Here is an 18611-nt window from a genome sequence, read left to right on the forward strand (position 1 = left end):
AGGGAGAGGACGAAATGGGAAAGGGTCAGGGCAAAGCGCAGGGCAACATGCAGTGGATTTTTCCCGATTGTGAACTGCCGCCGGCGGGGGATTCCCTGCTGAAGGGGCATGAATCAGTCATTGTGCTGAACTTGGGGAACGACGAGGCAAACGTGAGGTTTACGTTGTATTTTACAGATCGCGAACCGGTCCGGGAGATCGAGGTGAAGGTCGAGGGGGAGAGAGTACGCTGTCTGCGGCTCGACAACCCGGATGATATGAACGGATACGTCGTTCCGCGAGAGGAACAGTACGCGCTGAAGGTCGAGAGCGACACTCCGGTCGTCGTGCAGTACGGACGGCTCGATACGCGGCAAGACAACATGGCTTTTTATACGACGATGGGATTTAGCGAATAGAAATGGAGCTGGGACAACGATGAAAGATAACGTGCACGTAATTTTTGGTTTCGACATGGAGACGGACGTCGGCAGCTTCACGCCGTATTACGACGGCGTCAAGAACGCGACCGGCCCGCTCGTCGAGCTTTTCGACAAGAAAGGCATTAAAGGAACCTTCTATTATACGGGGGATGCGGCTCGCCGAAATTTGGAGAGCGTCGAGCTCGTCAAGCTGAGCGGCAACGAGGTCGGCTGCCACTCGCTGTTCCACGAGACGGTCGGCGACGAGTTGTTCCCGATCCCGGGCGTCGTGCCGCTGCTGCCGGAGGAAGTGCCGCTGCGCATCGAGAAAGCGACGGAATGGGTGCAGCAGGTGCTCGGGCATCAGCCGGTTTCGTTCCGCGCGCCTCGCCTATGGGGTTCGACAGCGCTTCTGAACTCGCTGGAACGGCTGAACTACGTGTCGGACGCGTCCTACCCGATGTATTTTTACCGGGAGCGTTTCGTGCCGTATCATCCGAGCAGAAGCGATTGGACGAAGGAAGGCGACATGAACATCGTCGAGATTCCGAACTTCGCCGACATGGTGATGAAGAGCAACGATCTGGGGTTGGAAAGGGACCGCGACCAGTGGCCGTTGTTTCGGACGAAGAGCGCGGACGAGCTGATGAAGCGCATCGACGGGTTCGTGAAGTTTTTGCAAGCGCGCAACCTACCCGTCGTCCTCTGCTTCTACTTCCATCCGTGGGAGTTCATTCCGATCCAGGAGAGCTACCACTACGGCGAAGCGACGGTGACGCCGGACCGGTTCCTGACACTCGGGTGCGGAGAGAAGGCAATGAGCGAGTTCTCGATCTTGATTGATAGATTAAAAGATATGGGCTCGACGTTCCATCGGGCGGACGATTTTGCGGGACTCTGGAGCAAACAAAGTGCGGGAAAATAAGCGGGGCACTAGAGGCACCGTAATCTACGAATAGGGGATAGAGACTCATGACAAACCACGTAAAAATACCGGACCATGAATACAAAGAAAGAATTCAGCGAGCGGCCAAGCTCGTAGCAGATAAAGGACTGGACGTCCTCGTCGTCAACTCGAACGAAGCGGACTACGCGAACGTGCGTTACTTCAGCGGGTTCTGGCCGCTGTTCGAACGCGCCGGCGTCGCGATCACGGCGGCGGGAGACGCGGCGCTCATGGTCGGACCGGAAAGCTCGGTGTACGCGAGCGACTTCGGCAAGATCGACAAGCAATTTACGCTGATGGAATATCGCGAATCCGCGAATCCGAGCTATCCCGAGCTTCGGCCGGATACGTACAGAGATGTGTTCAAGGCGCTCGGCCTGACCGGATCGAAGCTGCGCATCGGCGTCGCCAGCCTGCTCGATACGACCGTCGTTATGATGGAAGGGCTGAAGAACAACTTTCCGGAAGCGGACATCGTCGGCGCGGACGAAATCATGGTCGCGCTGCGCAGCATCAAGTCGGAGAACGAGATCGCGTGCATGCGCGAAGGGTTCCGGATCACGGAGCTCGCGACGGAAGAAGTGATTCGCACGATCCGCCCCGGCGTGACGGAAACGCAGATGGTCGGCGTCGCTCAGCGCGTTATTTACGAGAACGGCGCGGAGTACGAAGGGCTGCCGATGTACATTTTCAGCGAGAAGTCGACTCGCCACGCGATCTCCCGCTCGTCGCACCGCGTCATCGGGAAAGGCGACATCGTGCAGCTTAACCTGTCGGCCAAAGTGGACGGCTACTCGCCGGCGATCGGCTTGCCGATCAGCCTCGGCAAGCTGACGCCGGAGCGCCGGGCGGTCATCGAGTTCGGGCTGAAGGCGCACGAGTGGACGCAGGCGAACTTAAAGGCGGGCGTTCTCGCGAGCGACGTGGCAAAGGGATTCTATCAGTTCTTCAAGGATCACGGCTACGAGAAAAACTATCTGTACGGCCCGTGCCACGGCACGGGCATGATCGAGGTCGAAGCGCCGTGGATGGAGACGTCGTCCAACTACCTGTTGCAACCGAACATGACGTTCCAGATCGACACGTTCGTCATGACCGACACGTTCGGCATCCGCTGGGAGAAGGGCGCGGTCATCCGCGAGGACGGCTGCGAGCTGCTGTGCAGTCCGATCGGCACGATTCATGAATTGGAGTTTTAATTCAATCGCAACGTTCAAGAAGTCAGGTCCGCATTCGGTTTATTGCCGAGCGGGCCGATTTTTTAATTCCCTTAATTGATTAAGTATTGCTCGACAATAATGTTCGTTTGTTTTAGTATTATGTTATAAACAAACATACAACGAACAAGGGAGCTAACAAAATGGCGTACAAACCAAGACTTAACCGGATGTTCAGCGAGCAAGGCAAGTGCTTCGACGTTGCGATTGACCACGGCTTTTTTAATGAATATTCCTTCCTTGCCGGCATTGAAAATATGAAGAGCGCCATCGAGACGGTCGTTCAGGCCGGACCGGACTGCATTCAGCTCAGCACCGGGCAGGCGAGATTGCTGCAGCAGATCCCGGGCAAGAAGAAGCCTGGCCTTGTACTGCGTACGGACGCCGCCAACATCTACGGCAGCGTGCTGCCGCGCCATCTGTTCAGCGAACTGGTCGACCGCGCGATCGAGCAGGCGGTGCAATTGGATGCGGTCGCGGTATGCGTCAACCTGCTGCTGCTGCCGAACCAGCCGGAGCTGCATCACCAATGCGTGCGCAACGTTTCTCTGCTTAAGACGGAAAGCGATAAATACGGCATGCCTCTAATGGTCGAGCCGCTGGTCATGCTGCCGAACGAAGAGAAGGGCGGCTATATGGTCGACGGCGACATTCGTAAAATTATGCCTCTCGTTCGTCAAGCGGTCGAACTGGGAGCGGACATTATCAAGGCCGATCCTAGCGACGACGTGACCGAGTATCACCGCGTCATTGAAGTGGCGTCCGGCATTCCGGTGCTCGTTCGCGGCGGAGGACGCGCAAGCGACGAGGAGATCGTGAACCGGACGGTCGAGCTCATGAACCAGGGAGCGGCTGGCATCGTATACGGACGGAACGTCGTGCAGCATCCGACGCCGGGCGCGATGACTTCGGCGCTGATGAGCATCGTTCACGAGGGCGCGGGGGCCGAACAGGCACTAGCGATTCTGAAGGGAGCGCAGCAATAATGGCGAAAACAATCGTATCCTTCGGAGTGATCGGCTGCGGACTGATGGGCAAGGAGTTCGCCAGCGCGGCCGCGCGCTGGTGCCATCTGACCGGCGTCGATTTCGAGCCGCGCATCGTCGCGGTGTGCGACGCCAATCCGGCGGCGACGCAATGGTTCGAGGAAAATGTGCCAAGCGTGGAGCGCGCGTATACAGACTACAAGGAGTTGCTCGCAGATCCTGGCGTCGAGGCCATCTACTGCGCGGTACCGCATAATCTCCATGAACAGATCTATATCGATATTATCCGGGCGGGCAAGCATTTGCTTGGAGAGAAGCCGTTCGGCATCGACCAACAGGCAAATGAAGCGATTATGGCGGCCATCCGGGAAAACCCTCAGGTCGTTGTGCGCAGCTCGTCGGAATTTCCGTTTTTCCCGGGGGCGCAGCAGATCGTTCAGTGGGTCAAGGAAGGCAAGTTCGGACGGATCATCGAGGTCGAAGCCGGGTTCTGGCATTCCAGCGACCTGGATCCGACGAAGGCGATCAACTGGAAGCGCCGGATCGCTACGAACGGAGAATACGGCTGCATGGGCGACCTTGGCCTGCACGTGCTTCATCTACCGATGCGCTTCGGCTGGAAGCCGAACAGCGTGCGCGCGCTGCTCTCCAAAATCGTTGAAGAGCGCCCGGACGGCAAGGGCGGCATGGCTCCTTGCGAAACGTGGGACAATGCGATTCTTGCTTGCGACGTGAAGACGGCCGATCAACAGTTTCCGATGGTGCTGTCGACAAAACGGATTGCGCCGGGACATGCGAATACGTGGTTTATTCGCATCCAGGGCACGGAAATGTCCGCCGAATTTACGACCAAAAATCCGAAGCAAGTGGCGTCCCTTCCTTACACGCCGGGCGGACAGCAGGCTTGGCACGTCGTGGACGCGCCTTACAAGTCGGCCTACGGCACGATTACCGGCGGAATCTTCGAATTCGGCTTCTCCGATTCGATTCTGCAAATGTGGGCGGCGTTCTGCGACGAGATTGTTCACGGCAAGGAAGGTATGCAGCAGCCGTTCACGTGCGCTCTTCCGGAAGAGGCGGCAGGCAGCCACCGCTTGTTCACCGCTGCTCTTGATTCGCACAAGACGGGCGGTACGGCGGTCGTCGATTGGGGGAACGGGGCGTGAGCGAACGCCTGCACTCCGCAGAGGTAAGCGAGGTTGTCGTCGCCGGCCATATTTGTTTGGATATTATTCCGACGATGCGCGGTGCCTCGACGCCCGGTCAGGGCGTAGGGGAACTGCTCGTTCCCGGCAAGCTGATCGACGTCGGCGCGGCTGCCCTATCTACGGGCGGAGCCGTGCCGAATACGGGTATTGCCCTGCACCGTCTCGGTGTGCCGGTCACCTTAATGGGGAAAGTCGGAGACGATCTGATCGGCGAAGCGATTCGGTCTATCGTTCGCAGTCACGACGAACGGCTCGCGAAAGGGATGATAGTCGCTTCCGGAGAGACCAGCTCGTATTCCGTCGTGATTAGCCCTCCAGGGATCGATCGGATTTTTCTCCACTGCACCGGCGCGAACGATACGTTCTCGGCGGACGATGTGACGGCAGAGAAGCTGGAAGGGGCCAGACTATTCCATTTCGGTTACCCGCCGCTGATGAAGCGGATGTACGAGGACGGCGGAGCTGAACTGGTACGACTGCTCTCCTTGGTGAAGTCCAGGGGGCTGACGGTTTCTCTCGATCTGGCGCGGCCTGATCCGGAGTCGCCCGCGGGTCGGTCGGATTGGAAGTCGATTTTGCGAAGCGCGCTGCCTCACGTCGACGTATTTCTGCCGAGCTTTGAAGAGATTTTGTACATGTTGAAGCCGCAGCGGTATCGCGAGCTGTCGGAGCGCCAGGGCTCGGACGAGCTGCTTGGCTACGCGGACGCTTCGCTGCTGTCCGAGCTATCGGAAGAGCTGCTGGATATGGGCGCAGCGATCGTCGCGATCAAGCTGGGCGAGCACGGCTTATACCTGCGCACGACAGGGAGCGCCGAGCGTCTGGCAGGCATAGGAGCGTGCGCGCCGGACGGAAGCTGGAACAATCGCGAGCTGTGCGTGCCTTGCTTCCGGGTGGACGTCGTGGGAACGACGGGAGCCGGAGACTGTACGATCGCCGGTTTTCTGGCCGGTCTGCTCAAAGGGCTGACGGCGGAGAAGACGTTATTGGCGGCTGTGGGTACGGGGGCTTATAATGTAGAACGGACCGATGCGGTGAGCGGTATCCCGGCATGGAACGACCTGCAGATCAGAATTGCCGGCGGTTGGCCGCAACGGGAAACGGGGCTGTCATTGCCGGGCTGGTCGCGTGAGCCAGCCGACGGAATCTGGGCCCCGGATGTCGGTAAATAAGAAGGAGGCTGAACAAATGTCCATACTGCGAAGCGAAGTGAAGAGAGCCCAGAAAAGGGCTGCGGAGCTGCTGGCGGACGCAGGCATTGTGCTGACCGATGCAGAGCGCGAGAATATCGAGGTAGCCGGATTTGGGCTTGGCGATCTGGAGAGTCAGGGCCTTGAATTGATCACTTACGTGAATACGGATCGCTATTGCGCCAAGGATCTGGTTCTATTTCCAAGACAGACTTGTCCAGAGCATATTCATCCTCCGATCAACGGCGAACCGGGCAAAATGGAAACCTTTCGCTGCCGTTGGGGGTATGTGTACTTATACGTAGAGGGGGAAGCGACGACCGCTCTTCAAGCTGTCGTTCCCGCAGGAAGCGAGCCTTATTACACTGTATTTCATGAAATCGTGCTTAAGCCGGGAGAGCAATATACGATTCCGCCGAATACGAAGCATTGGTTCCAGGGCGGTTCGGAAGGGGCGATCGTATCGGAATTTTCCAGTACGAGCCGGGACGAATTCGATATTTTCACCGATCCGCGAATCGAAAGAATGCCTATCGTCATAGAGGACTGACGAAGGGGGAGCGGTTATGCGCTTGTACGGCAAGCAGTGGACGAGAAGGGAAATCGAGGCTCGGGTCGGCAGCGTCGCGCAGATCGGCGGCGTCCGGAGATTGACGCTGACAGAAGGCAAGGAAGCCGGCACGGAAGTAATCGAGGTGCGGACCGGAGCCGGGCTGTCGTTCGAGATTATCCCTTCCAAGGGAATGGACATCTCGCTGGCACAGCTCTGGGGAACGCCGATTTCCTGGCAAGCTTCGAACGGCAATGCGCATCCGGCGTTCTATGAGCCGGAAGGAACAGGCTGGCTGCGTACGGCATCGGGCGGTTTGTTAATGACTTGCGGCTTGGCGCATGCCGGCTCCCCGTCACAGGACGAAACCGGTAGCTACGGCCTGCACGGCAGAGTGCACCATACACCGGCACGCAAGGTGTGCATCCGTGAAGAGTGGATCGGCGACGATCTGGAATGGAGCGTCTCCGGCATCGTGGAGGAGACGGCGATCTTCGGCAGCAAGCTGCGATTGACGCGGGAGCTGTCCGGCAGGCTGGGCGACAATCGCATCGCTATCCGGGACAGAGTGGAGAACTTCGGTTTCCGACCAGCAGAGCATATGATGCTGTACCACTTTAATTTCGGGTTTCCTCTGCTGGGGGAGCGGACCGAAATCCGGCTTCCCGAAGCCGATCGCGAAGTTCGTGCCGACGGGGGCGGAGCCGCGCTGGAAAGCAGCGTTTCCTGGGAAGCGCCGAACCCTGATGCTGAAGAGACCGTATTCTATCACTCGCTTAGGCGCGAGGCGGTTGACGAGAAGGGCATGGCGAAGGCAACCATCGTTCAGCCGGAATTTCCGACGGCCGGGGGAACGAGGGCAACGGAGGTCTCCCTGAGTTGGTCGGCCGATACGCTCCCGCTGCTTGTCCAATGGCGAATGCCTGGGGCGGGAGAGCATGTGCTCGGTCTGGAGCCGTCTAACTGTCGCGTTGAAGGGCGCGAGTCGGAGCGTCTTCGCGGAGGATTGTTCGTCCTCGAACCCGGCCAGTCGGTCAACTATCGATTGGAGTTGAACGTCGATTGACGGCAAGCGATAATAGAGGGATAGCGAATGGACGATCGGGAGGCCGCACGGCAATGAAAGGGACCTATTACAGCTTAAATGCTAGGCAGCAGCAGATGCTTGAACAGATTTCCCGCGAAGGCGAGGTTCGAGTGTCGACCTTAAAGGATACGTACGGCGTAACGGAAATGACGGTTCGCCGCGATCTGGAAAAGCTGGAGGAGACGGGGGAGGTCAAGCGCACGTTCGGCGGCGTCATTTTCGTCGGTCGGGACGTTGCGCTGCAGGAACGCGTCGCACTGCTGACGGACGAGAAGGCGAGAATAGGCCGATGGGCTGCGGCGCTGATCAAGCCGGGGGAGTCGATCTTTATCGACGGCGGGACGACAACCTCGCAGATCGCCCGCTACCTGCCGCACGGAATGAACATTACGGTCGTGACCAATGCGCTTAACGTCGTGACTGAGCTATCCGGCAAACAGATTCCCGTTATGATGACGGGAGGCACGTATAGCGAGTCGACGCATTCCCTCTCCGGGCCGCTTGCGGTGCAAAGCTTGTCCGGAATGGCGTTTCATCGCGCTTTTCTCGGTACGACTGGCATTACTGTAGAGCATGGCTTCAGCAATTCCAACATCTACGAAGCGGAAATCAAGCAGATTGCGATCCGGCAGTCGACCGAAACGACGATTGTCGCCGATCATTCGAAATTCGGAACGAAGATGCTAATCTCGTTTGCGACTCTATCCGGCGTGCAGCGGATCGTAACAAATCGTCAGCCCGACGAGGAGATTGCGCTGGCCTGCCGCGAGTCGGGCGTTTTGCTTGAAACTGCCGATGCGGGCGGGATGGCGGGCGATTCTAGACACCTTTAAAAAGTATCCGGAACAGGAACGCCAGAATAAATAAGCGTCGCATAAGCGCATGCCAGCAATGGCATGTGTTTTTGTTTGGGAAACCCCCAGTATTCCAGAACGCGGAATCTACAGTCCGAAACGAACAATATCGTATACCTATGTCGCATTATTGGATACACATTGGCGATGCGATCTGCTACCCTGATCTTGTCTAATCCGAATCCTGATAGGTGGAGGCTAACGATGAGCAGATTGCGTATCGGCATGATCGGCACGGGTGGAATCGCGGAATGGCACGGAAGGCAGCTATTGGAGCTGCCGGAGGTCGAGATTGTAGCACTCGCGGACACAAGCGAGCGGAGCAGAGACAGGTTTGTCGAGAAATATGATTTGCGCGAGGCGGCGCAGTTCGAGGATTATCGCACGATGTTGGAGGAAGTCGAGCTGGATGCCGTCGTCATCTGCTCCCCGCATACGCTGCATTATGAGCAGGCGACGGATACGCTGAACAAGGGGCTGCACACGTTGATCGAGAAGCCGATGACCTGCAGTTCAGCGGAAGCGGAGCGGCTGATCGAGACGGCGAAGCGGTCGGGGAAAATTTTGCAGGTATCGTACCAGCGCCATTTTCAACCGGAGTTTCTATACATTAAAGAGGCGATAGCACGCGGCGAGATCGGCAAGCTGACTTCGGTCACGGCGACTCTGTACCAGGAGTGGAGACAAGGGACGCCAGGCACCTGGCGGCAGGACCCGGCGTTGTCGGGAGGAGGCTTCCTGATGGATTCGGGCAGCCACATTATCGATGTGCTGTTGTGGACGACGGGGCTAACGCCGGTCGAGGTCAAGACGCAGCTGCACAAGCAGGGCTCACCGGTCGAGATCGACACGTTTACCGCGATCCGCTTTGCGGAAGGCGCGGTAGGCGGGCTAAACCTGATCGGCTATGCGCCGTGCTGGCATGAAACCTACGCCTTCTGCGGCGAAGAGGGCGGCATCTTCTACGACAACGGCCGCATTACGCTGCGCCGCCTGCGCGAGGAGCCCATCGTTCCCGAGCTTCCGCAGCAGACGACGAACCAGGACAAGAGCTTCGTCGATGCGATCCTCGGAAGGCAGGACGTGTCGGTAAGCGGCGAATTCGCCTACCGGGTCGTGAAGTTTTCGGAGATGGTGTACGAAGCGGCGGGTTATTCTCCGATCGAGGATGCGCGCGCGGCGGGAGGTGTTAAGCCATGAGTGTCCGCATCGGAATGAGAATCCCTCCCCGGATCGGGGAGGAAGGAATCGGAGCGGTCGCCGCTTGGGCGGCGCAGGCCGGGCTCGACGCGCTTGACTTACCCGAGCTTACGACGGACGTCAAGACGGCATGCGACCAGGCCGGCATCGGGATCGGCTCAGTGGACGCACAAAGTGTCTCGCAATTGCTGAGCAGGGAGGAAGCCAGGCGCGCGGACGCCGTTGCATCGGTGAAGAAGCAGATGGATGGGATGGCAGCTCTCGGGGGTAAGGTGATGTTTATGTGCCTCGTGCCCGAGGACTTGACGCTTCCTCGCGCTGACGGGTTCGCCATCTGGCGAGAGACTTTCCCGGAGGTGGTCGATCACGCGGAGAAAACGGGAGTCTACATCGCAATTGAGGGCTGGCCCGGACCTGCTCCGTATTATCCGACGCTCGGCTGCACTCCGGAAATGTGGCGGGCGATGTTCGAAGCGATTCCGTCGAAGCATTTCGGCTTGAACTACGATCCGTCCCATCTCGTTCGTCTCGGCATCGATTACTTACGGGCGCTGTCCGAGTTCGGGGAACGGATCAATCACTGCCACGGCAAGGATACGGAAATGTTGCACGACGAGCTGTACGAGTGCGGAACGCTCCCTGCGACTTTCGGAGCGAAGTACGACTTCTCGGAAGGGGCGTGGCGCTACACGATTCCCGGACACGGGGAGGTCGATTGGGGCAAGGTTGCCGTCCGTCTCGATCGGCTGGGCTACGAGGGAGCGATCTGCATCGAGCTGGAGGACCATCGCTATTGGGGAACGGTCGAAGCCGAGCGGAGGGGAATCGAGAAGGCGGCGGCTCATCTGGCGCAATATTTCAGATAGTAGGCCTTACGGCGAAGGGGCTGTCCCACAAGCATAAAAAGAGTCGTACAAAAGGATAATCGATAGAAAGTGTTGTCGTGCATATATCTCCTTACGATGCTATACGATCTCGAAATCTGACTGGGTAAGCCCGTTTAGAGGTGATTTCGGGATCGTATGAGGCAGTCTCCAGAAGATACATGCACTTTTTCTTTACCGATTATCTTGTACGACTCTACTTATGAGACAGTTCCTTCCTTTAATCAATCGCCGAGAAGGCGACCCGGAAGCCCGCGTTGCCGGTCGAGCTGTCCGGCGTATTGGAGCTTCTGGCGGCGACGCGGTACCGGTTGCAGTAGGAGCGGTGGCACAAATACGAGCCGCCTCGCATAGACCGTATGCCGGTAGGCTGCTCAAAGCGCGGATTCGCGTTCGGAGTCGCCCGATGGTAGGCCGGGGTGAACCAGTCCACGCACCATTCCCACACATTGCCCGCCATGTTGTACAGACCGTATCCGTTAGGCTTGTACGCATCGACGGGAGCCGTCCCCTCGTAACCGTCGCTTGCATTGTTTTTGACCGGGAATTTTCCTTGCCAAATGTTGCAGCGATGCTCTCCGTCGGGCTTGAGCAGATCTCCCCATGGATACGTTTTGCGCTCCAGGCCGCCTCTGGCGGCGTATTCCCATTCCGCTTCAGTTGGCAGACGCTGGCCCGACCATCTGCAATAGGCTTCCGCATCGTTCCAGGAGACATGTACGACAGGATGGTTCATTCGATCTCCGATGTCCGAGTCCAACCCTTCCGGCTTCGCCCAGTAGGCTCCGTTAACCGCATACCACCAAGGCGTCGCTTGCGGCACGCTGACGACCTGACGCTTCGTTTCCTCCGATACGAACAGGTGAAAAACGTACGTCCAACCGAATTGCTCGGCCTCCGTAACATAACCCGTCTCTTCCACAAATTGCTGAAACTGTGCATTAGTTACGGCATACGGCGCAATATAAAACGGATCGACGCGCACGACGCGCTCCGGGCCTTCCCCGTCCGCCGGGAATCCTTCCCGGGAATCGGTTCCCATGACGAATTCTCCTCCGGATAGCCGCACTAATCCGTCTTTTGGATCGCGGGAGGATTTTGTATTGTTCTGTTGTGCGACTGGCGCGGGTGGCGATGTCGGCTCCCGGCTCAAGCCGGCAGGGCCGTCGTTGCGTCCTGCAGCGCAGCAAGCTTTCTTCAGTTGTTGTTCCAAGTGAGTTGCCCCTTTCGTGAGATCGGGCGGGAATACGGCGGCTTAACCGTATACCGCAATGCCGACGAGCCCGGAGAGCAGCACGACGGAAAAAGGATGCTTATGCAGATAAATCAGAGCAAACAAGGAACCGGCGAAGATCGCAAGCTGGCTCCAGGTCTTCCAATCGAACTCCATCGTTATGCCGGCGTTTTGTGCGAACAGGATGGCGGCGTAGACGATCATTCCGGCCACGGTGGGACGGAGTCCGAAAAAGGACGACTTCACGAGCTGATTGTCGCGGTAACGCATAATGAGCTTGCCTGCGGCTAGAATCAGGACCAGAGACGGCAGGATCATCGCTAGCGAAGCGACGATGGCGCCGATCGTACCGGCCTGATGATAGCCGACGGCCACGGCGATATTAGTCGCGATCGGTCCCGGCGACATGCCGGCGACGGCAACCATATCCGAGAGCTGAGCCGCGTCCATCCATTGGTGGCGAGTCAGCACTTCTTCCTGAATGAGCGGAATCATAGCGTAGCCGCCCCCGAAGGAGACAAGGCCGACCATAAAAAACGTCAAAAACAAATCGATAAGCATAGCCATTCCCCATTATCGTCGAGTTTAGATCATGTAGTCGTATACGGGTTCTTTTTCCTCGAGCTTCGTCTTTTTGCCCAGCAGTACTCTGACTTTGACGACGGCGATTCCTGCGAGCGCACCGAAGACGATGACCCATGCGGGGTGCAGGAAGTTTCGTCCGAACAGCAGCAGGCAGATGGCGATGGCAGCAAGGGCTCCCGAGGCGAAGTCCACGACGGCGGTTTTCCCGATTTTGAAGGCGGCATAGACGATCATAGCTACGACGGTAGCGCGAATAGAGAGGAAGGCGGCTTCGATCTTAGGATTGTCCTTCATCTGAACATACACCAGAGACAGACCGATCATCAAGGCGAATGTAGGAAGGAAAATGCCGAGCAGCGCCGACAGCGCTCCGCCGATGCCGGCGATCCTGTAGCCGATCAGAGTGGCCGAGTTGACGGCAACCGCTCCGGGGACGGAGCCGGACACGGCAACGATATCGGCGACGTCCTCGCTTTGCAGCCATTTGCGCTTCTCCACGATTTCTCTTTCGATTACCGGAATAAGCGCGTAGCCGCCTCCGAATGTGAAAGGGCCCATTTTCAGAAAAGTCGTAAATAACGAGCCTATCATTTTCCATTTAGCGTTCATAGGTATTCCTCCCCTTTCTGTAGGTTGATATAAGTTGAACTCTGTCGGGAGGGCGCCTTCGTTGCAGGTGCTTCAATGTATAGTATACCATCTTTATTTCATTTTGGAATTAAGTTAGCCTATTTTTATTTATTATATCTATTGATGGGTTCTATTGGTTTGACTTAATTTCATTTTGTTATTATGTTGAGGCGACGATAGTTATTTGTAGTCTGGAAAAGTCAAATCGGCTATAATGGGTTTAATATATTTCCAATGCGTTTACTTGGATAAGTGGGGAATAAACGTGAGTCTACAACGAAGCAGTGATATGCCGTCTCCGAAACGGCTGATCTACTCACATATTGCAGAGCGCGGCACCGTCTCCAAGGCGGAGCTGCTGGAACGTTATTCGATGACGAGCAGCACCCTCACCCGTCTGCTGGAAGAGATGGTGTCAGAGAAGCTGATCGAGGCATCGGGATTCGGACCGTCCAGCGGCGGAAGGCGACCGATTCTATATGAGACGAATCCTCATTACGGCTACTTCTTCGGATTGGAGATTTCGCGGTTCTCCTCTACGCTTGGCTTCTTCGACGTGCAGATGAATCCGATGTCGCTCACCCGTTGGCGCATGGACGAGGCGATGACGCCCGAACGCGTCGTCGATCATGCGTCGGCTATGATGAAAGCGATTCTGAACGATCACAGGATCGATCCTAGCCAAGTCGTCGGAGTGGGCATAGGAGCCGTCGGACCGCTTGACAGGGAGCGGGGGATCATTGTGAAGCCGCGTTATTTCTCGTCGCCGGGCTGGGTCAATGTGCCGATCTGCCGGATGATTGAAGAGAAAACCGGCTTCTCCGCAGAGCTGGAAAACGGCGCCAACGCGGCGTTAATGGGCGAGCAATGGGCGATGAGAAGCGCTAAACCTCTTCATATGCTGTATGTGCACGCCGGGGTCGGTTTGCGCTCGGCGATGATGTCCTATGGGCAGATTATTCACGGCTCGCTCGATATGGAGGGCGCGATCGGCCAAATGATCATCCAGACGGACGGCCCGAGGCTGAACGAGGACGGCAACTTCGGCGCGCTTGAAGCGTTCGCCTCCGTTCAGGCGCTAGAAAGATTGGCGCAATCCCGGGTGAAAATAAGCGGAGGAGACTGGGCGGAGCGGCTGCAGGTGCCTCCGGATCGCCTCCGTTACGAGCTGCTTTTGCAGGAGCTGAGGCAGAACAATTCGCACGTGGAGGAGATGTTCAGGCAGGCGGCCTCCTACCTGGGTATCGGGCTGGCCAATATGATCAACATGTTTCATCCAGAGACGGTCGTGCTCGGTGGAGCGCTGATCAATTCGTACGACCGGTTCTACGATACGGCAATCGGCGTGGCTCGTAAGAACGTCTATTATTACCCGGAGTACGAGCCCGTTTTCACCAAAGGGGAGCTGCGCGAGGACGCTGTTGCGACCGGCGCGGCGCTGATGATGTGGAAGAAGATGCCGGTTTGACGGGGCTTCGGGCTTGCTCGAAACCGACGGTTTTACACGTAGGATCCATGTCGCAATTTTTATGTTGAACTAAGACATCGTTGTGGTAACATGTGGAGGAACGGAAGCGCTTTATCATCTTCATTTTCCTCTGAAAGGGATGTTACATTCATGCCGTTAGTCGACATGCCGCTTGAACAACTGAAGGAGTATCAAGGAATCAATCCGCGTCCGGCCGATTTTGACGCGTACTGGGAGAGAGCGCTTGCGGAGATGCGAGCCGTAGACCCTCAAGTTGAGCTGGTGCCGAGCTCCTTCCAGACGCCGCTCGCCGAATGCTTCGATCTGTATTTTACAGGCGTTCGCGGCGCGCGCATCCACGCCAAATATGTGCGTCCGCGCAATGCCGCCGAGCCCCATCCCGCTGTCGTGCAGTTCCACGGATATACGGGCAATGCGGGAGACTGGAACGATAAGCTGGCTTACGCGTCGCTGGGCTTCTCCGTGCTGGCGATGGACTGCCGCGGACAGGGCGGTTCCTCCGAGGATGCCGGCGGAGTTAAGGGAAACACGCACCACGGGCATATTATTCGCGGACTGGACGATCACGAGGACAACCTGCTGTTTCGGCACATTTTTCTCGATACGGCCCAACTTGCGGGGATTGCGATCGGTTTGCCTGAAGTCGATCCAGAGCGCGTGTATGCGGCCGGCGGCTCTCAAGGCGGCGCGCTGACGATCGCTTGTGCGGCGCTTGAACCGAGAGTGAAGAAGCTGGCTCCGGTATTCCCGTTTCTGTGCGATTATAAGCGGACCTGGGAGATGGATTTGGCGAAGGACGCTTACCAGGAGCTGCGGACTTTCTTCCGTCACTTCGATCCGCTGCACGAACGCGAGGACGAGATTTTCACACGGCTCGGCTACATCGATCTGCAATATTTGGCCGGTCGGATTCGCGGCGAGGTGCTTATGTTCGTCGGTCTGATGGACACCATCTGCCCGCCGTCCACGCAATTTGCGGCGTACAACAAGATGACCGCTCCGAAGCAGCTCGTCATCTACCCGGATTTCGGTCATGAGCATCTTCCAGGCTCGGGGGACAAGACGATTCAATTTTTCTTGGCTGAGCGTTAAGGATGAGCTGGAGCGACATCGGCAACGAAAATAAGGGGCTGTCCCAGTCCCATAAGCCGCTCAGGTTGCTTTGGATGATCTAAAGGAAGGGGGATGTACCTTCCTCTGACTCTATACGCTCCTGAAATCTGAAGGGGTAAACCCGTTGCATGGTTTCAGGAGCGTATGAGGCAGTCTCCGTGCCATGATTGATCCACAACGTTTCCGATTAATTGGGAATTGAGCTTTAAAGGCGGATCTATTTGCACACATGAGCTTACGCAGGGAAGTTAGTTGGAATTTCGTACAAAACAACTCGACCGAGGCTCAAACGACGAACGTTTGTAGGAAAAACCGCACAAATCAACTCGGCTCAGGCTCAAACGACGGGCGTTTGTAGGAAAAACCGCACAAATCAACTCGACCCAGGCTTTAACGGCGGCGGACGTTTGTTGGGAAAACAACACAAATCAACTCGGCTCAGGCTCAAACGACGGGCGTTTGTAGGAAAAACCGCACAAATCAACTCGACCCAGGCTTTAACGGCGGCGGACGTTTGTAGGGAAAACCACACAAAGCATCTCGACCCAGGCTTTAACGGCGGCGGACGTTTGTAGGGAAAACCACACAAAGCATCTCGACCCAGGCTCAAACGGCGGACGTTTGTAGGAAAAACCGCACAAATCAGCTCGAACCAGGCTTAAACGGCGGACGTTTGTAGGAAAAACCGCACAAATCATTAAGTCTCCAGGAGGTACATCCTCTTTTCCCCTTTTCTCCTTTTCTCCTTTTCCCCTTGTTCATCGATTATCTTTCGGAGCAACTTGTTTGGCTTATGGGCCAGCCTTCGTCTTATTGAGCAGGAGCCTCGACTGTCAGGCGAACGGATTCGCCTTCGGCTGAGCTAGGCCCGATCCAGACGGTGAAATCGCCCGGCTCGACCGTTACGTTCATATCGGCGTCAAGGATGGCGAGCGCATCCGCGCCTAATGTAAAGGCGACCACTATCGACTCGCCCGCCCCTAGCTTGACCTTCCGGAAGCCGACGAGCTTCTTCAACGGTTGAGTGACGCTGGCCGCTTCGTCCCGGATATAGATTTGGACGACTTCCTCTCCCTCGCGACTCCCGGTATTGGACACCTCCACCGACAGATCGAACGACTCCCCGAGCGCTGCCTGCAGATTCACGCAGCGGATTTCTCCATAGTGAAATGAAGTGTAGCTTAGTCCGAAGCCGAACGGGTACAGCGGGTCGGTGGACGAATCGAGATAATACGACGTATATACGCCTCCGGGAGGTCGTCCCGTTTTCTTCCGATAGTAGTAGATCGGCACTTGTCCGACGTTCAGCGGGAACGTGACGGTAAGCCGTCCGCTCGGATTGTAGTCGCCGAACAGCACGTCGGCGATGCCGTGGCCGCTCTGGACGCCGAGATGCCAAGCTTGGACGATGGCGTCGGCGTAATCCTGAAGCCATGGGATAGCGAGCGGACGTCCGGTCAGAAGCACGGCCACGATTGGTTTACCGAGCTGGGCTACGGCTTCGACGAGCCGTCTCTGGCCTCCCGGCAGATCAAGATTAGTCCGGCTGCGCGCTTCGCCGCTCATCTCGAACGTTTCGCCGAGCGCCAACACGATAACGTCCGCTTTGCCCGCGACCTCCAGCGCCTCGGCAAGCTCGCTTTCCTCCCAACCGGAACCGGAAACGCCGTCGACCTCGCAGCCCTTCGCATACGATACGACTGCGGTCGGAGACGCTGCCTGCCGCACGCCTTCCAGCACGGACACAACATCGTCCGGTCTGCCGTCGAACGCCCAACATCCGAGCGGGTCCTTGAGGCTGTCAGCCAGCGGTCCGATAACGGCGATCGAAGACGTTGCTTTACTCAGCGGCAGAACTTCGCCCTCATTGCGCAGCAGGACGATGGATTCGCGAGCCGCTTGTCTGGCGAGGGCGATATGCTCGGCTGGCAGGCTCGTATCCGTCGCATATTCACTCGGGGAGACATACGGCCGCTCAAACAGGCCAAGCTTCAGCTTCAAGGCCAAAATTCGCAGCACCGCTTCATCCACGAGGCTTTCCGGTACTTTGCCTTCGCGTACGAGTCTCGGAAGGTGGCGAATGTAAATTCCCGACGCCATATCGACGTCGGTCCCCGCACGCAAGGACAACAGGCACGCCTCTTCCTCGTCTGCGGCGACGCCATGCGTGATCAGCTCCTGCAGGGCGTTGTAGTCGCTGGCGACAACTCCTTCGAAGCCCCATTCCTCGCGAAGAATCGTCGTCAGCAAGTAGCGGTTCGCGCAGGCGGGAATCCCATTAACCTCGTTAAACGACGCCATAATTGTCAAGGCTCCGGCTTCGACTGCCTTGCGGAACGGAGGGAGGATCACTTCCCGCAGCACGCGGTCCGACAAGTCGACCGTGTTGTAATCCCGCCCGGCTTCGGCCAATCCGTAACCGGCATAATGCTTCGGACAACTGGCGACTTCCGGGGCCGATCCGTTTCCATCACCGTTATCGCTGCCGATTTGCGAGCCGTTCACCCAAGCTTCCGCATACGCGGACGCAAGCAGCGGATCCTCGCCGATGCTCTCGGCGATTCTTCCCCAGCGCGGATCGCGGCTGACGTCGATCATCGGCGCGAATACCCATGCGACGCCGTCGGCCAGCGCCTCCCGCGAAGCCGCCTCAGCGGTCGCCCCGGCCAGCGCCGGATTCCAAGCGGAAGCTTGAGCGAGCGGAATCGGAAACACTGTCCGATAACCGTGAATAACGTCACGGCCGATCAGCAGCGGCACGCCATGGCCATCGCCGCCGTTGTCGACGGCAAGTTGCTGGAGTCGGTTTGCTTCCTCGGCTCCGGCCAGATTAAACACCGAGCCGACAAGACCTTGAGCGATCTGCTCGGAAATCATATCCCGTTGGGACAGTCCGGTATCGGGATTGATCGGGCTAAAGCCCCAATCGTATTGCGTCATCTGTCCGGCCTTCTGCTCCAGCGATAATCCGCTCAAAATTCGCTGCGCCTTCCTGCGAATTTCAGGCGTAATCCAGGATTTCTTCATGCGGCTATCG

Annotated in this window: 17 protein-coding genes; 13 read left to right on the forward strand and 4 right to left on the reverse strand. The window is 57.4% G+C overall.

Annotated elements, in window-relative coordinates; genetic code table 11:
* The first annotated feature begins 14 nt into the window (after positions 1-14).
* The 11 genes from J4772_RS26675 to J4772_RS26725 all read left to right on the forward strand — a co-directional run bounded on the left by J4772_RS26675 (position 15) and on the right by J4772_RS26725 (position 10505).
* Positions 15-398 (forward strand): sensory rhodopsin transducer, encoded by a 384-nt coding sequence (locus J4772_RS26675; protein WP_209072154.1) that lies wholly within the window; start codon positions 15-17, stop codon positions 396-398.
* 19 nt (positions 399-417) lie between these two features.
* Positions 418-1326 (forward strand): polysaccharide deacetylase family protein, encoded by a 909-nt coding sequence (locus tag J4772_RS26680; protein ID WP_209072157.1) that lies wholly within the window; start codon positions 418-420, stop codon positions 1324-1326.
* Positions 1327-1373: 47 nt separating this feature from the next.
* Complete coding sequence (locus J4772_RS26685; protein ID WP_209072159.1) at positions 1374-2546, forward strand: M24 family metallopeptidase; 1173 nt, start codon at positions 1374-1376, stop codon at positions 2544-2546.
* A gap of 161 nt (positions 2547-2707) precedes the next feature.
* Positions 2708-3550 (forward strand): class I fructose-bisphosphate aldolase, encoded by an 843-nt coding sequence (locus J4772_RS26690; RefSeq protein WP_116065864.1) that lies wholly within the window; start codon positions 2708-2710, stop codon positions 3548-3550.
* Positions 3550-4716: a Gfo/Idh/MocA family protein gene (locus J4772_RS26695; RefSeq protein WP_209072160.1), complete on the forward strand. Its 1167-nt coding sequence runs from the start codon at positions 3550-3552 to the stop codon at positions 4714-4716. The genes J4772_RS26690 and J4772_RS26695 overlap by 1 nt, the downstream gene beginning before the upstream one ends.
* A complete protein-coding gene (locus J4772_RS26700; protein WP_247740860.1) occupies positions 4713-5930 on the forward strand; it encodes a carbohydrate kinase family protein in 1218 nt (405 codons plus the stop codon). Before J4772_RS26695 ends, J4772_RS26700 begins: the two co-directional genes overlap by 4 nt.
* A 16-nt stretch (positions 5931-5946) precedes the next feature.
* The gene (locus J4772_RS26705) at positions 5947-6498 is read left to right on the forward strand and encodes a D-lyxose/D-mannose family sugar isomerase (protein WP_209072163.1); all 552 of its coding nucleotides are present in this window, start codon (positions 5947-5949) and stop codon (positions 6496-6498) included.
* 16 nt (positions 6499-6514) lie between these two features.
* Positions 6515-7564, forward strand: coding sequence for an aldose 1-epimerase family protein (locus tag J4772_RS26710; RefSeq protein WP_209072164.1), 1050 nt, complete (start codon positions 6515-6517; stop codon positions 7562-7564).
* A 53-nt stretch (positions 7565-7617) separates the two neighbouring features.
* Positions 7618-8418: a DeoR/GlpR family DNA-binding transcription regulator gene (locus J4772_RS26715; RefSeq protein ID WP_209072166.1), complete on the forward strand. Its 801-nt coding sequence runs from the start codon at positions 7618-7620 to the stop codon at positions 8416-8418.
* 225 nt (positions 8419-8643) lie between these two features.
* A complete protein-coding gene (locus tag J4772_RS26720; protein WP_209072168.1) occupies positions 8644-9639 on the forward strand; it encodes a Gfo/Idh/MocA family protein in 996 nt (331 codons plus the stop codon).
* Positions 9636-10505, forward strand: coding sequence for a sugar phosphate isomerase/epimerase family protein (locus tag J4772_RS26725; protein ID WP_209072170.1), 870 nt, complete (start codon positions 9636-9638; stop codon positions 10503-10505). Before J4772_RS26720 ends, J4772_RS26725 begins: the two co-directional genes overlap by 4 nt.
* Before the next feature lie 238 nt (positions 10506-10743).
* Here the strand turns inward: J4772_RS26725 and J4772_RS26730 are convergent, their stop codons facing one another.
* The 3 genes from J4772_RS26730 to J4772_RS26740 are packed head-to-tail and all read right to left on the reverse strand — an operon-like array spanning position 10744 to position 12951.
* On the reverse strand, positions 10744-11736 hold the full coding sequence (locus J4772_RS26730; RefSeq protein WP_371822755.1) for a formylglycine-generating enzyme family protein: 993 nt from the start codon (positions 11734-11736) through the stop codon (positions 10744-10746).
* A 42-nt stretch (positions 11737-11778) separates the two neighbouring features.
* Positions 11779-12318 carry a chromate transporter gene (locus J4772_RS26735; RefSeq protein ID WP_116065848.1) on the reverse strand — a complete coding sequence of 180 codons (540 nt, stop codon included), beginning with the start codon at positions 12316-12318 and terminating at the stop codon, positions 11779-11781.
* Between the two features lie 24 nt (positions 12319-12342).
* Positions 12343-12951 carry a chromate transporter gene (locus tag J4772_RS26740; RefSeq protein WP_209072172.1) on the reverse strand — a complete coding sequence of 203 codons (609 nt, stop codon included), beginning with the start codon at positions 12949-12951 and terminating at the stop codon, positions 12343-12345.
* 286 nt (positions 12952-13237) lie between these two features.
* Between J4772_RS26740 and J4772_RS26745 the strand changes: the two genes are divergently transcribed.
* Complete coding sequence (locus tag J4772_RS26745; protein ID WP_371822756.1) at positions 13238-14440, forward strand: ROK family transcriptional regulator; 1203 nt, start codon at positions 13238-13240, stop codon at positions 14438-14440.
* 150 nt (positions 14441-14590) lie between these two features.
* Positions 14591-15553 (forward strand): alpha/beta fold hydrolase, encoded by a 963-nt coding sequence (locus J4772_RS26750; RefSeq protein WP_209072174.1) that lies wholly within the window; start codon positions 14591-14593, stop codon positions 15551-15553.
* A gap of 831 nt (positions 15554-16384) precedes the next feature.
* Here the strand turns inward: J4772_RS26750 and bglX are convergent.
* A complete protein-coding gene (bglX, locus tag J4772_RS26755) occupies positions 16385-18601 on the reverse strand; it encodes a beta-glucosidase BglX (protein ID WP_209072176.1) in 2217 nt (738 codons plus the stop codon).
* Positions 18602-18611: the final 10 nt, after the last annotated feature.

Source organism: Cohnella sp. LGH (genome assembly GCF_017671885.1).
GTDB lineage: Bacteria > Bacillota > Bacilli > Paenibacillales > Paenibacillaceae > Cohnella > Cohnella phaseoli.

Coding starts and splice junctions, on each gene's coding strand:
- J4772_RS26675 (WP_209072154.1), top strand. CDS start 15: ATGGGAAAGGGTCAGGGCAAAGCGCAGGGCAACATGCAGTGGATTTTT.
- J4772_RS26680 (WP_209072157.1), top strand. CDS start 418: ATGAAAGATAACGTGCACGTAATTTTTGGTTTCGACATGGAGACGGAC.
- J4772_RS26685 (WP_209072159.1), top strand. CDS start 1,374: ATGACAAACCACGTAAAAATACCGGACCATGAATACAAAGAAAGAATT.
- J4772_RS26690 (WP_116065864.1), top strand. CDS start 2,708: ATGGCGTACAAACCAAGACTTAACCGGATGTTCAGCGAGCAAGGCAAG.
- J4772_RS26695 (WP_209072160.1), top strand. CDS start 3,550: ATGGCGAAAACAATCGTATCCTTCGGAGTGATCGGCTGCGGACTGATG.
- J4772_RS26705 (WP_209072163.1), top strand. CDS start 5,947: ATGTCCATACTGCGAAGCGAAGTGAAGAGAGCCCAGAAAAGGGCTGCG.
- J4772_RS26710 (WP_209072164.1), top strand. CDS start 6,515: ATGCGCTTGTACGGCAAGCAGTGGACGAGAAGGGAAATCGAGGCTCGG.
- J4772_RS26715 (WP_209072166.1), top strand. CDS start 7,618: ATGAAAGGGACCTATTACAGCTTAAATGCTAGGCAGCAGCAGATGCTT.
- J4772_RS26720 (WP_209072168.1), top strand. CDS start 8,644: ATGAGCAGATTGCGTATCGGCATGATCGGCACGGGTGGAATCGCGGAA.
- J4772_RS26725 (WP_209072170.1), top strand. CDS start 9,636: ATGAGTGTCCGCATCGGAATGAGAATCCCTCCCCGGATCGGGGAGGAA.
- J4772_RS26735 (WP_116065848.1), bottom strand. CDS start 12,318: ATGCTTATCGATTTGTTTTTGACGTTTTTTATGGTCGGCCTTGTCTCC.
- J4772_RS26740 (WP_209072172.1), bottom strand. CDS start 12,951: ATGAACGCTAAATGGAAAATGATAGGCTCGTTATTTACGACTTTTCTG.
- J4772_RS26750 (WP_209072174.1), top strand. CDS start 14,591: ATGCCGTTAGTCGACATGCCGCTTGAACAACTGAAGGAGTATCAAGGA.
- bglX (WP_209072176.1), bottom strand. CDS start 18,601: ATGAAGAAATCCTGGATTACGCCTGAAATTCGCAGGAAGGCGCAGCGA.